Source organism: Algoriphagus sp. UBA3586, from assembly GCF_002376385.1.
GTDB classification, from domain to species: Bacteria; Bacteroidota; Bacteroidia; order Cytophagales; family Cyclobacteriaceae; genus Algoriphagus; species Algoriphagus ornithinivorans.
In genome coordinates this window covers 583-15,052 of the sequence record NZ_DFMT01000005.1, presented here as the reverse complement: position 1 = coordinate 15,052, position 14,470 = coordinate 583, and the positions used below count along the sequence as shown (strand labels likewise).

10 protein-coding genes are annotated in these 14,470 nt (G+C 39.9%); all 10 read right to left on the bottom strand.

The features are described 5' to 3' along the window. Positions 1 to 217: 217 nt before the first annotated feature. Positions 218 to 2,281, bottom strand: a complete 2,064-nt coding sequence (locus B2906_RS00710; protein ID WP_286935252.1) for an ATP-binding protein — start codon at positions 2,279 to 2,281, stop codon at positions 218 to 220. A 138-nt stretch (positions 2,282 to 2,419) separates the two neighbouring features. After that, complete coding sequence (locus B2906_RS00705; RefSeq protein ID WP_219957630.1) at positions 2,420 to 2,860, bottom strand: nuclear transport factor 2 family protein; 441 nt, start codon at positions 2,858 to 2,860, stop codon at positions 2,420 to 2,422. Beyond that, the gene (locus B2906_RS00700; protein WP_219957631.1) at positions 2,857 to 4,887 is read right to left on the bottom strand and encodes a S9 family peptidase; all 2,031 of its coding nucleotides are present in this window, start codon (positions 4,885 to 4,887) and stop codon (positions 2,857 to 2,859) included. The genes B2906_RS00705 and B2906_RS00700 overlap by 4 nt, the downstream gene beginning before the upstream one ends. Before the next feature lie 87 nt (positions 4,888 to 4,974). Beyond that, positions 4,975 to 6,303, bottom strand: a complete 1,329-nt coding sequence (locus tag B2906_RS00695) for an APC family permease (protein ID WP_219957632.1) — start codon at positions 6,301 to 6,303, stop codon at positions 4,975 to 4,977. Between the two features lie 9 nt (positions 6,304 to 6,312). Next, on the bottom strand, positions 6,313 to 7,938 hold the full coding sequence (locus B2906_RS00690; RefSeq protein WP_219957633.1) for an arylsulfatase: 1,626 nt from the start codon (positions 7,936 to 7,938) through the stop codon (positions 6,313 to 6,315). A 207-nt stretch (positions 7,939 to 8,145) separates the two neighbouring features. Next, complete coding sequence (locus tag B2906_RS00685; RefSeq protein ID WP_091651431.1) at positions 8,146 to 8,394, bottom strand: hypothetical protein; 249 nt, start codon at positions 8,392 to 8,394, stop codon at positions 8,146 to 8,148. A 308-nt stretch (positions 8,395 to 8,702) separates the two neighbouring features. Further along, positions 8,703 to 10,667: an adenylate/guanylate cyclase domain-containing protein gene (locus B2906_RS00680; RefSeq protein WP_286935248.1), complete on the bottom strand. Its 1,965-nt coding sequence runs from the start codon at positions 10,665 to 10,667 to the stop codon at positions 8,703 to 8,705. Continuing rightward, the gene (locus B2906_RS00675; RefSeq protein ID WP_286935247.1) at positions 10,657 to 12,045 is read right to left on the bottom strand and encodes a sulfatase family protein; all 1,389 of its coding nucleotides are present in this window, start codon (positions 12,043 to 12,045) and stop codon (positions 10,657 to 10,659) included. The genes B2906_RS00680 and B2906_RS00675 overlap by 11 nt, the downstream gene beginning before the upstream one ends. Positions 12,046 to 12,050: 5 nt before the next feature. Further along, entirely contained in the window at positions 12,051 to 12,863 is an 813-nt protein-coding gene (locus B2906_RS00670; protein ID WP_286935246.1) for a peptidylprolyl isomerase, read from the bottom strand. 136 nt (positions 12,864 to 12,999) lie between these two features. Further along, positions 13,000 to 14,061 (bottom strand): DUF3500 domain-containing protein, encoded by a 1,062-nt coding sequence (locus B2906_RS00665; RefSeq protein WP_286935244.1) that lies wholly within the window; start codon positions 14,059 to 14,061, stop codon positions 13,000 to 13,002. Positions 14,062 to 14,470 lie beyond the last annotated feature (409 nt).

Here is a 14,470-nt window from a genome sequence, read left to right as displayed (position 1 = left end):
CTAAATGTTTAGATTGATTTCCTTCAGATCCGTCATTAACTCTGATTTGCACTCTTTTAGGATTTCAAGTTCTTCCTTTTTTCTTTCCAATTGTTAACCTGAAGCGCGATCAAAATCCCGATGACCACTAAGAATATCTCACCAAAGGCATAGATTAGGTATCTTGTGACCCTATTTTGGGTTAAGAGTTTCTGGCGGATTTTTCGGAAAAATGAGATCATGAATCCTTGTGGATAGGAAGTGTAATTTTCATTTCCGTTCCTTTTCCTTCTTCGCTTATGACTCTCAACTCCCCTCCATGCGCTTTGATAATATCGTAAGAAAGAGAAAGCCCTAAACCAGTTCCTGAGCCTGTTGGCTTGGTAGTGAAGAAAGGTTGGAAGATTTTTTCTTTAATGGCATCCGGTATTCCATTTCCATTGTCTTTGACTGAAATTTCCACTCCATTTTCATTCTTTTTGGAGGAGACGATGACTTCAGGTTGATAGCCGTTACTGCCCAGTTTTGCTTTTTCATTGACTGCATAGAATGCATTGTTGATAAGATTTAAAAATACTCTTCCCAAATCTTGAGTTACTACTTTTATTTTAGGTAAATCAGGATCTAAATCAGTTTTGAAATATGCTTCAAAGCTTTTGTCTTTGGCTCTTAGACCATGATAGCTCAATTTAAGGTATTCCTCTGCCAACGCATTGATATCTGTTTCTGACTTTTCTCTGGAATTGCTACGACTATGTTCAAGCATTCCTTTTACAATTGCACCGGCTCTTTTGCCATGATGGTTTATTTTAGAAAGATTTTCTTTCAAATCTGAAGCAATAAGTTTGACCTCATCAAACTCCCCATTCTCTATCTCTTCTTGAAGTTCGTCAATTAGCTCTTCGCTAACTTCTGAAAAGTTGTTGACAAAGTTTAAAGGATTTTGAATTTCATGTGCGATTCCTGCCGTCAATTCTCCTAAGCTAGCCATTTTTTCTGATTGGATCAGTTGGGCTTGAGTGGACTTTAAATTTTCTAGAGATTGGTTAAGTTCGGCGGTTCTCTCTACAACTTGATTCTCTAAGTTAATATTTAAGAGAAAAAATCTGTATCCAATTAGTAATGCCATTCCAAGTGGGATAAAGACATATGTCATTACTCTAAAAATTGAAAAAATTGTATTTGGTATATTGAAGAAATTTTCGAAGAACACTGCAATCAAAATACCTATTAGAGATCCTAAAAAACCAAAAGTTGCAATTCCAACACCCTTTTGCTTTTCATTTTTTACCTTAATGAGAATTTTAACAGTAAATACTATTACCAGTATTAAAAATAGGCCTCGGAATAAAAGAGAATATGTGAAAGGCCAAATGATTGTAGATATTGCCAATATTGGTACAAAGTACGGTAAATAAGTAAATGTTTTAGAGGGCTTTAGATTAAAAATAGAGCTGATAGCGAAGGGATAAAAAGAAATTGCCAGCCCTGAAGTGAGAATTGCATAATAAATGCCAATTAATATATAAGAAAAAATACTAAAGTCATTTAGCTTAAAAATAAATGGAGTGATTGAATGAAATATCCAAAATAGTATTATAAAATTTACATAATAATATGTGTTGTCTTTCGGGTCTAAATAAATGAAAAAGGATAAAAGTATAAATATAATCAATAACATTGAGATTGCCGAATAAGTTACAATTTTATTGTTGTTCTCATCCTTTGTTATTAGATCGTTTATTTGATTTCCTGTTATTCCAATACCAAAACCAAAACTTCCACTTAAAATATCTAAATATTTTTTATATACTTTCCCATTATGGTAAGAAAACCTGACAGCCAATAAGTGTTTTTCTTTTGGTAGAATCTGAATTGGCCTATGGAGTTTGCTAATTGGCATAAAAGTCTTCTCCTCCTCAGGAGTGGAAGAGAATTTTCCATAGGTGTGAACTAATTTCCCGTCTAGGTATACTTCTGCCGCCCCCCAAGTGTAAAAGTATAAATTCCAAGGTTGCTCGTAGATACTGGAATCTGCCTTAAAGCTTAGCCTAAACCAACCATAATTATTCCATAATGAATCTGGTATAGGTTCTGAAAGACCTGAAGGGGAAAAGCGGGTCCAATCACTATCATCATAGGATGGATTTGCCCATTCTAAATTATCTCCTCCTTGGAACTTCCAATCTTCTAAGCTGCCTAAACTAATTAAATCCCGGTCCATCATGGAGCTAGTCACCGTAATGAGGGAGTCTTTGGGGCCAATAAATAGAATTAGGTTGAGTAAAAAACAAAAAACCATACCATCAAACAATTAGAACTAACTAAAAATAGTCATTTTCTTTAGTTAGCCTATTATTTTTTACGGGTAATTATCTGGTTTTCAGAATATGACACTTTTAGTAAGGAGTCCTTATTCCTAAAGGAAAATGATAATATTCTATTCGATGTCAGGTAAAGCCACAAACAATTCTGACTGAATCAACCATTGCCCGGACTTTTTGGTCCATTGGGCTGCATAATTTCCTCCTACGATAGATTCTCCCGAACCTTCCGCAAATCCTTTCCATGTTCCACTTTCCCAAGCAAGTTGAGTTTCAGGGTTGACGATGATTTCATCGGGAGTTCTTATCCAATACATCCTTGGGCCACTTGCTTTCCTGATATATTCCAAAAGCTTAGTTTTTCCCGAAATCAAAGTTCCCGCCCCAGTGGTAATCAAAATATCGTCCGTCAAAAAAGTAGCATTGAGCTCCTCATCAAAAGCGCCTAGGGCTGCATTGGATTTTGCCCTGAGCGCAAGAATCTGCGATTCTTCAGATTCTTGCGCAATAGAGCATATAGGCAATAGTATTAATATGATCCCGAAAACAAGTTTCATTTCTTGTCTCTGTAATGATTAAACCAACTCAAAATCGCTGCATTCTTACCTAATAGCATACTTGGTCTATTGACTAAGCCATGAGAGGCATTGGGAATTCTAACCATAGCAGACTCTACACCCTGAAGCTTGAGTGCCGCATAATATTGCTCAGACTCAGAGATAGGAGTTCTATAGTCGTTCTCTCCCGTTAACAGCATGGTTGGAGTTTTTACATTTCCCACCAAAGAGATTGGTGATCGTCGGTGATAGTATTCTACATCTTCCCATGGTTTTGCTCCAAACCAGTATTTGGTGAAGAATACTGGATTATCTGCATGCAATACAAAGCTGTACCAATTGATTACAGGCTTCGCGACGACGGCAGCTTTAAATCGGTCGGTTTTTCCAATGATCCAAGCAGTCAAGACACCACCGCCAGAGCCCCCTGTCACAAATAAATTGTCCGTATCGATATAGCCTTTTTCTATAACAGCATCTACGCCTGACATCAAGTCTTCGTAGTCGTGATTTGGGTAATCATGGTGAATAGAATTGCCAAATTCCTGACCATATCCCGTACTCCCTCTAGGATTGGTATAGAGCACCACATATCCCGCAGCCGCATAAGCTTGAATTTCATACGCAAAAGACGGTCCGTACATGGCAAATGGACCTCCGTGAATTTCCAGGATGAAAGGGTACTTTTTGGAAGGATCAAAATCCGGAGGCGTTACAATCCAGCCCTGGATTCTTTTACCATCAAAACTGGATTCCCACCATAACTCTTCAGTTTTTCCGATTTTCCTGTAGGAGAAAAGGTCGTCATTCAGGCGAGTAACCCTTGTTTTAGTTCCATTGCTCCAAATGGCTAAATCTGCCGGGTGTTCTGGACCTCCTTCTGTGAATGCAATTTTATTGTTGGCAGAAACAGAATAAGTTCCCGAATTGTAGGGTCTTCCCAAATCCAATCCTCCCAGCCCATCAACTATGGTTCTTACTTTGCCGGTCAGGGCTACATAACCCACTTTGGTATCGCCAAACTCATCATATTGAAAATAGATGCCTTGTCCATTGGCATCCCATTGAGGATTGGAGGCATCCCTATCCAGGTCTTCCGTTAAATTTTTCACACCGCTGCCATCAGTATTCATCACGTATAGGTGAGTGACCTGATATCCCTGAAAAGTGTCATTGTTCCCTGTGTAGGCAATCTTTTTCCCATCAGGAGAAAGCACCGGGCCAGAGTCAGGACCAAATCGGTTAGTCAATGCTTTGATACTTCCATCAGTTAAGTTCAGTTGATAGATTTCTGAATTAGCTGGTTCAAACTCTGCATTCTCTCTAAGATTGGCGGAGAAGAACAAAGATTTTCCATCCTTTGACCACACCGGGCTTCCATAATTGTGGTCATCCGAAGTCCATTGTCTGGCAGTGCCACCGGCTAAACCAATGGTGAAAATCTGTCTGTTTCCAGGTTTTACATAGCCAGCTCCATCTCTCCTGTAGACCATCTCGTCAATGTAGATAGGGGCTGCATTCCAGTCCGCTCCTGTAGGTTTTGATGGGATGTTGAGTAGCGATTTTGGAGTGGAAGGCACAAATTGGGTGAAGGCCAAACTCTGATTGTCGTAAGACCAAGAGACAGAGCCCGGAGGAACAGCCGAATTGGTCAGGGCAACGGAGGTTTGGGTATCAAAGTAATGGACGAAAAGCTTGGTCTTGTCATCTTGTTGATTTGAAAGAAATGCAAGCTTGGTTCCATCATGAGACCATACAGGAGCGTAGTCCCGCTGATTTCCCTGAGTGATGGGACGGTTCTGACTTCCATCGCTATTGACAATCCAGAGATTTGAATAGTCTCTGTCAGTCATGATATCCTTAAAATTACGGACATATACCACTTTGCTTCCATCCGGTGATATGCTGGGCTCAGTGACATATTCCATATCGAAAAGGTCCAGTGGCTGAAGGGCTGTCTTTACCTGAGCCTCTACTTGGGCAATCATTCCCAGACAAATAATCCAGAGTAAGAGTATTTTTTTCATGTGTTTATAATTTAAATTTTTAGGACAAATGGAATCTTCGCATGGATTTAATACATCCCTGCTGGTTGCCTTTGTCCCATCTTGATTTTATATGTTCTTTTTGATAGTTCTCAATTTTTTATTCTTAAAAATAGCAACAGGAATATAGAGTAAAATTAAAACTAGGATAAATATCCCCAGTGCCAGTAGCTCTTTGTTAGTTAATTGAAAGAACACCCAAGCCAAAGCTATAAGTGTGATAAGGCCAATCAGATTTCCTCCGGGAACCTTGAAAATTTTCGGGTCTTGATTTTTGCTATTCCATCGAAGTTTGAGAAAAGCCAAAACTGCCCCAAAATAGATAAGTAAGGAAGCTCCTGTCACTAATACCAGCAAGTATCTAAAGCTCCCCGAAGCAGCAAACCCAAACTCCAGAAAACCCAGAAAAACTATCGCCACAAAAGGGCTTCTATAAGTTGGGTGAATCTTGGAAAAGACATCGGGTAATAAGCCGTCTTTGGCTCCTGCATAAAGAACTCTAGGAAGCAATGTCAAAATAGAGCTGAGCGTACTCCAAACAGCAATAAAAGAAAGGGCTAAGACTATTAAAAAGCCTACTTCACCGAAAAGCGCTTTTGCCAGTTCAGCCAAAGGAGCCTCCTGGTTGCTTAGCATGGAAGTGCCCAATACACCTTGTGCGGCAAGATGGATGGCACAAAATGCAAGAATCACCAAGACTACACCTATAATGAAACCTAAAGGGCCTGTTCGGCTGGGATTTTTCATTTCCCCTCCTGAAGCCAAGGCTAGCTCTCCGCCCAGGAAAGCAAAAATCAATAAAATGGAAGCCTCTCCGATTTTCCCGAATTCCGGGAATCCCTGCCAAGCGATATTGGCAGGGTCAATTCTTGTAAAACCAAAAATCACCAATAACATTAATGAAAGGACTTTGGTCCAAGTCAAAACTTTGATGAAAAGCATACTGTCTTTGATTCCTTTGATATTAAGAAAGCAGCTGAAAATGATAATGGCTCCAAAAAAAGTGATTCTAACCCAAGTCAGCTGGAAAACGGGAAAATAGGTTCCTGCTATGTCTGCCAAAGCATTCATCAAGGCACCACAAGCCAAGACACCTACTCCCAGCCAATAGAGAATGTTAGAAACAAAACCTGCCATGGGTCCGAATGCTCTTTGGATATACACGTACATCCCACCGGTGTCGGGAATTCTGCTACTCAGCTCGCCGAAACATAGTCCTAAGCAGAGAAATATCAGCCCACAAAAAATGTAGGCCAGGATACTGGAAGGGCCCAAAATTACATAGACCAGAGCGGGCAAAAGAAATATCCCACTGCCTATGGAAATACTTAAAACATTGGTGATGACGCCCATCAAACCCAGTTCTCGTTTCAGTTCTCCCGATTTACTTTCTGACATAGCGTAGAATTATTTTTTGGGTTGAGGAGTTGGAGTTTGTACGCCCACTTTTTTGGACCAAGTATCCCAGTCTTTCAAAAGCTCTTGATATTTTTCTGGAAAAGTGTTTTTAAGGTCATTTTGCTCAATTAGATCATTTTCAAGGTCATATAGACCAAAATTTTCCCTTTCGAAAGGAATTTTTAAATTCAAAAGCTTCCATTTTCCTTTTCGGAGCATTGCATAGCCCCTATGCTCCAAAGCGAAAACATAAGTGGAATCATGAGCTTCTGACTTTTCATTTTTCAAGATGGGAAGAATAGATTCCCCTACGGGTTTTTGCACTGCTTTCTCCTGAAATTGATCCGGGTATGTGATGCCTGCCAAATCATAAATAGTTGGGGCGATATCCATGACGCTTAGAAATGAATCATGGATTTTTCCTTTGAGATTGACAGGACTTCCTGAGATGATTAAAGGAGCAGTCATTCCACCTTCGCTGGTAAAGCCCTTATAGAGATAAAAAGGAGAGCTTCCTGCCTCCGCCCATTGCGGGCCATAGGAAATAAAGGAGTTTTCTTTTCCCATTTGGGAATATTCGTCTGTGTAATATTCTTTTAAGAATGGCCCGAAATAATCCGAATAGAAGAAATCTTCTCCAGCTGCTCCATTATCAGTCATGAAAATGATTAGCGTATTTTCATAGGCTCCTTTTTCCTTTAAAAAAGAGAAAAGTCGACCAATATTTTCATCCAAATTATCCACCATTCCTGCATAAAGCTCCATTTTTCGGGCCTCTTTTTTTTGTTCCTCAGCACTCAATGAGTTCCAAGGTTTGATAGCAGGGTGGAGAGGAGGAACCTGAGAATTGCTTGGAATCATTCCCGCTTCTTTAAGGGACTCCAATCTATCAGCTCTTAATTGTTCATATCCCGCATCGAATTTTCCTTTATACTTTTTCCAATATTTTTCATCTACTTGAAGAGGCCAGTGGGGAGAAGTATAGGCTGCAAAAGCAAAGAAAGGCTGTTGATCATCCAAATTGGAGGATATATATTCCAGAAGTTTATCCGTGTATAAATCAGTGGAATAGGCTCCCTCTGGCCAATTTGTTTCAACTCCGTTTTCAGTGTAAATGGATTCGGGAGTTTCTGGAAATATCCCACGCGAACTGTAATGATTGGCTCCGCCTTCTAAGGTGACAAAGGAATTTTCAAAACCCTTGTTGGCAGGATTAGCTTCTTCAGTCAAGCCTAAATGCCATTTGCCAGCAATGTAGGTGTGATATCCTGCTTCTTGGAGCAAAGAAGGAAGAGGAATGACTCGGTCACTGAGTTTGCCTTCATATCCGGGTACATCACTGACCAAATCCTGCGAACCCATTCCTGCCACATGACTGTAATTTCCGGTCAATAGCATGGCTCTTGTGACAGCACAAAAAGGGGCTGTATGAAAGCGACTGAATCGAATTCCTTCAGCAGAAAGTTGATCCAAATTTGGCGTTTCTATGTTTCCTCCAAAGGATCCTAAATCTGCATAACCTAAATCATCGGCAACAATCAAAAGGATATTTGGAAGCTTTTTTTGAGGAGCCTCTTCTTTTCTTGAACAGGAAAAAATAAGAAAAAACAAAAATAAATACAGAGTCGCTCTCATTCAGGATATTAGATTCTGTCAGAAGATAAGCATTTCTTATAAAAATCAGCTAATTAGGTTGATCTCCTGTTATATAGAAGTCTCCAGATCCTAGTTGGAAAATGGTATGAATAAAAAAAGCTTCCCCAATTTAAAGAAGCAATAACCAGAGTTAAACTGGCATGTTTTGCTCTATTGGGGAAGCTTTTACAGAAGTTATTTAAAGCCTTAGGCACTCACTCTGTTGGGAGCCCAGCTGGCACACATCATACCAGGAGCAGCGTGTTGTGGATTAGCGCAATCCTCTCTTTCGTATCTCAAACAGGTAGTGCAATTTCTATCATCTTTCAGTGCTGCCTTCATTTCAAATTGATCGCAGGTATAGTTGCCTGAAACTTCTACACCATGGACTTTACATACTTTGTCAGCTTTTAAATTTTCACAGTTTTGACAATTATTTCCTAATCTGATAGCCATAATAGTTTTGTTTAGTTTAAATTCTAATCTAATAGGCTGTTTGCATAGAATCAATTTAAATAGCTGTAAATCAATTAATTGTAATTAGACTGATTTGAAATAAGAAAAAGTTAGAACTTTTTGGAAGGCTTTTAGTTTGTGGTGTTTTTGTCCTTGTTTGTCTGTTTTTCTGCCAGTTAGAAAAAAAATGGCTAAGAGTCAGCTTCCGAAAGACTCGCCTGTCCAAGCAATTCGCTAATGAGTAAATGAGCAGATAGGCAAAACATCCACAAAAGATTGCTTAATCATTGATATTTAGGAGGATTCCTTTATTTAATGCTTTGCATTTGAATTTCCTGGAATTTTTGAAGTTGATTTTTCTTTGGTTCAACGTACCACATATTCAATAAGCCCTTACCTTTTACTTGTACTTTTCCTCTATGCTCGAAACATAACTCTGTATCGTCTTTGATGAGATTATAAGTGAGCTCGGAGATGTTGATTTTATTGAGACCGCAGCAAGCTTCCATTCGCTGAGCTGTATTTACTGTATCTCCCCAGATGTCATATTGAAATTTTTTGATACCCACTATACCAGCTACCACAGGTCCCGTGTTAATACCTATCCGCATATCAAATTTGGCTTTGGAGGGGATGGATGGATCAAAGTTTCTTTGATTGATAAAATCTTTGACTTTAATAGCAGCCTTGATTACATCATGTACATTAGATTGATTATTCAATCCCCCGGCTGCCAAATAGGCGTCTCCTATGGTTTTGATTTTTTCCAATCCAAACTCTTCCATGATCAAATCGAAAGCTTTGAAACAAATATTTAATTCATACACCAATTCCTTGGCGGTGAGGTGCTGAGCTTTTTTGGTAAAGTCAGCAAAATCTGTGAAAATGACAGTGACTTCTTCAAAATCCCGAGCTTCTGAGTTTCCCTTTTCTTTTAACTCCTCAGCAACTTTTGCCGGTAGTATATTCAGTAATAATTTATCTGATCTTTCCTTTTCACGCTGAATGATTAAACTTGATTTTTTCACAAACTTGTATCTTCTCCACCAGCCGATTGCTAACACCAAAAAGAGAACACCACTTACCATAAAAATGATGCGTTGGTTTCTTGCGACCTTCAGTTGCTCGTCAAATAACAAGGCACTTTCCCTCCTTTCCTGTTCGTTTTGAATACTGTCTAAAAGTTGCTGTTTGGCAAATTCATAGTTGAGTTTCATTTGGGTAATGCCCTTGGTATTGGATTCGTTCCGGATACTATCTTTAAGTTGTGTAGCTTTTTTCAAATAATCCAATTCTGCTCTGTAGTCGCCTTTTTCTTCTGCGATTTCCATTAGTCTTTCATAGGCCATTCGAATGACTTTGACCTCGGAGGCAGATTGTGCGTTTTCCAGAGATTGTTCGGCATGGATCTGTGCTTTTCCTAGCTCTTCTTTTTCTACATAAAGACTTGCCAGCCTATTATGTGTGTAGGCTAAGCCTCTCGAATACCCTAAAGAGTCACGGATTTCCAAGGCGCGTAATAAGGTTTTCTCTGCAAGGTCTAGATCTCCTTTGATCGCATAGTTATTCCCCAAATTGCTCAGAGATAATCCTATGGAATAGGGGCTATTGCTTTCATAGGCTTTTTCTAAAGCCATCTGGTGGTAATAAATAGCAGAATCCAGTGGACCGGTATGCTCAAAAATGATAGCTAAATTATTTAGGCTGGAGTGAATTCTTTGAGGGTCTCCTTGAGATTTTTCCAAGGCCATTGATTTTCTGGCGTGGAAAAAGGCTTCTTCATAATCATGCTGATCATAATAAACCAAGCTCATATTATTATGTACACTTGCCAGCCCGAGGGAGTCATCCTTGGCCTCATACATATCTAATGCAATGAGGTGGTTTTCTATGGATTTTTCTATATCTCCAAAAAAGGCATAAATACCAGCTACAAAAGTGTGTGCTCGAGCTTTTTCTCTATCAAGTCCAGCCTCCTGGAGTTTGGGAATCAGATCCTCTATGGGCTTAGGATTATAAGTTGAGGGTTCATATTCCTGCTTGGCCATGATTCTGTAAAATTCGCTTTTAATCTGGCCAGTTGAATAGTCTAGTTCCTTGCTGATTTCTAATGCCTTTTCGGCACATTTGATGGCCTCCAGATAATTATAGTCCCCATATTGCTGATAGGAGAGCTCGCAAAGACTGTCGATTTGGGCAACAATTTGCCCTTGCCCCCTTGCTATAGAGCAGCTGATTAAAAATATCCATATGTAGTGAAATCTAATTTTCACCTTTCTGTCTTTTTTGTTTCAAATACTCATAATGGCTATTATCGGAAGGACTTCTGACAATTTTACTTTCCGGTAATGGCCCCAACTGCTGGACTGCCAAATCCATAGCTCGCATCATTTGAGCTAGCTTTTCCGGGTTTTCCTTTGCTAGATTTTGGGTTTCTCCCGGATCAGATTTTAAATTAAATAGCAAGGTGTCATGAGGAGCTACAGCTTTCATTCCCGGACTTCCCTGATATCCCCCAAAAGGCCTCTTCACTTTCCATCCTTCCTCCTGATAGGCTCTTTGATCTGCTCCCATGAAGTATAGAAATTCCTTCCCCTCACGGGTTCCGTTTTCAAATAAAACCGTGCTAAGGTCTCTTCCGTCAATGGCTCTATCTTGTGGAATTTCGGCACCAACTATTTTACAAAAGGTAGGAAACCAATCCATTTGAGTGGCCAAGTCTTCATATACCTGGCCGGGTGCAATTTTGCCTTTCCACATCGCTAGGGTAGGAACCCTGACTCCCCCTTCAAAAGTGTATTGCTTACCTTCCCGAAGTGGTCCTGCCGAACCTCCATGATCTTCCATAACCAGCCATGGACCATTATCGGAAGAGAAAATCACCAATGTGTTTTCCATCAGCCCTTTTTCTTCCAGCTTCCTCAAAATCTCCCCAACACTCCAGTCTATTTCTTGAATCACATCTCCATACAAGCCCCTTTTGGAACTTCCTTCAAACTCCGGAGAAGCGTAAATGGGCACATGGGGCATGTTGTGAGCCAGATAGAGCAAGAATGGGTTTTCTCCAGCGTCTTCGATGAATTGCAGGGATTTCTCGGTGTAGGTCTTGGTCGTAAACCGCTGATTAACTTGAATCGAGTCCAATTCAAAATCTTTGAGATAGACTACCGACTCCATATCATTGCTGTAAGGGATGCCGTAATAAGTGTCAAAACCCTGGTTCAAGGGTAGAAACTTTTCCATGTGCCCCAAATGCCATTTTCCCACAATGCCTGTTCGGTAGCCTTTCTCTTTTAAAATCTCTGCAAAAGTGATCTCCTCCTGATCCATTCCGGTGAAGCTTTCCGGGAAAAAAACTGAGTTGATACCCATTCTCTGAGGCATTCTCCCCGTTAAAAGGCCGGCTCGGGAAGGACTGCAAACAGGGGAGGCAGAGAGAAACGAGGTGAATTTGATCCCCTCTTTTGCCATTCTGTCAATATGGGGAGTCGTGATATCTGTAGCTCCGAAGCAACCTAGATCGCCGTAGCCTAAGTCGTCCGTGAAAATAAAGACGATATTAGGAAGCTCGCTTTTTTGTTCGGTAGGGAGCGTCTCCTTACAGGCAAAAAATAGCAGTGAAAAACAGAAAATCAGACTGGATTTTTTCATGTCTTCTAAGGATTAGGCGGGTTTAACCAAGTCATTTTGAGGATGTATACATTTTCTTTCGGCCGATCCCTGGAGTCAGTTGCGACAGTAGCAATTGCATCTATCACCTCCATGCCTGAGATGGTTTGCCCAAATACTGTATAGTTTTGATCCAAATGAGGAGTGCCTCCCATCTCTTGGTAAATTTTCCTATGATGCTCTGGAATCGTGTATGAATCAAAATCTTGAGTTTTTATTCTGCTTTCCCATCGACTTGCCAATTCAGCTCTCAGTAAACTATCTTTGGACTCTCTGGCCAGTTCAATAGAGTCGAGCAAGCTTTTGTTATTGGGATTATTGACAGCAAAGTGTCTTTGTAAAAAGGAATTGATTCTTCCTTCATTATGTGTTAAGAGACTGTCATTTTGGACTTTTCCCTGAACCAAATAAAACTGTGTACTGCTAGAAGCCCTCGCAGGATTATTGGTTCTGGCAGCTCCCAGCGCTCCTTTTTGATGAAAGAGTCCAGGCTGGATTTCTGCCGGAATTTGGTAAGGCAAGTCTGCGCTTCCTAATGGGTCTCCAATAACAGCTTCTTTGCTTTTGATATCTCCTGCCTGAACCATGAAGTTCTCTATCACCCGGTGAAACAAGAGACTGTCATAAATATTTTCTTGAACCAATTTCAAAAAATTATCACGATGCAATGGGGTTTCGTGATAGAGTTCGATAATGATTGATCCATGGCTAGTTTGGATTTCTACCTGTGGCCTGAGTTGAGCCTTGACAGCAAACACTGTCAATGAAAATACAAGAATTAAAAATGCTCCTTTTTTCATCTGTTTATAATTTGTTTTTAGAGGTCAGATGGAATGCCCAGGATAATCATCCCCCTTCCGAAACAAGTTCGGGACAAGTTGTGTGATATTTTTTCTCATGGGCATTTCATAACAATTCAGTGAGTAAGGACTAGGTTTAATGATGATGGGCCATTCGGTGTTTTTTCAAAATATCTTCACCGAAATCATTGCCTTTTTCCCTCCAAATGGTGTGGATATGGTTGGCATTATCCAGGAATCCAACATTATCATATTCTATCAGAAAATCCGGACTATGGATAATGTAATAATGCGGTTTCATCGGCTCATAACTTCCGATCCAGGCAAAATATATTTGGTCCATACCTGCACTATGTAGTTTTTGCAGGTATTCCTCGGATTTTTCATGCTCAAGATTGGCTATATATTCTTCTATCAAGTAGTGCAAAATCTGTTGCTGGGCTTCTGACATTTCGGAACCTTTGATTCCCTGATATTCTTCTAGCCACTGCGGCCTTCCCGGGCTGGTGATGATATCACCGGGAACCTCCATGGCTAGTGTTGCTTTGGCTTTTTGTTCATCATTGAGTGTATTCACCAGCCAAAAGCCATAATCTTCTTCCTTGCTCAAGGGTCTAAGCCCTGCATATTGGGTGTTTTCTACTACAGCAGGATCTGAACCAAGGAATAAAGGAGTCATTGAAAAATTATCTCCTGATACAGTTAAGTTCAGGGAAATATGATGCCCTTCAAACTTTAACCCCCAGACAAGGTCCGTTTGCGGATTGCCCGAAATCGCAATAAAATAGTTGCCATAATCCCAGTTGAGCCCCCGTATCATTTTTATAGAGTTTTCATTGATAGCCCCCTCCTGGTATTTTATTTCAAAAAGTTCATGTAGTATATCATCCAATTGCATGATGGCGAAAGTTTTGAGATATCCTTGGGAACTGAGGATTTCACTCAAAATCCGATGAAAGGCAATTTTGCTCTTGTCAGATAGCTCGCCGAAGGCCAATCCATTCCTTGGAGCCAACCCTAAAGGAAGATTTGTCCAGTTAATTCTTGCGCTGTCGGTAAAAGCTATGCTGATTTGCTGCCTTTGTTTGCTTTCTAAAGTATTTAAAAATTCATTGGTCTTAGTTTGAATAGATGAACTAGACTGGCCGTAAAGATTGGGAGCAACCAAAAGCACCAAGAAAAAGAAGCAGTATTTCATAGAAATTATTTTTTGAAAAGAGTCAGATAAATGAGGACTCTGAAAAACTAACTGAGAATGGGAGGTCTCAGAACCGATGTCAATATACCATTTCAGCTAATTATTAGTTGGGCTCAGCTGATGAAAAGAGGTCAACCACAAAAATCTGTGGAGGTAAATTTTTGACCCTTAGGTAATTTACTTGAAAAAATTCAAAATATCTAATAAATGTTCTATTAAAACTGCTGTTTGAATAATAAAAAATGGACTTGAAAGGGACAGATTGTGTAAAGTTTTTTTATTTAGTGTTTACTCTGGCAATTTGGTTATTGAGTTATTTTGAAAGGAGTAATTGTGTAACTGAGTAATTGATTAATTGAGTGTCAGTGCTATTTTTGAATTCTCGTCTCTTGCTTCTCGCCTCTCGCTT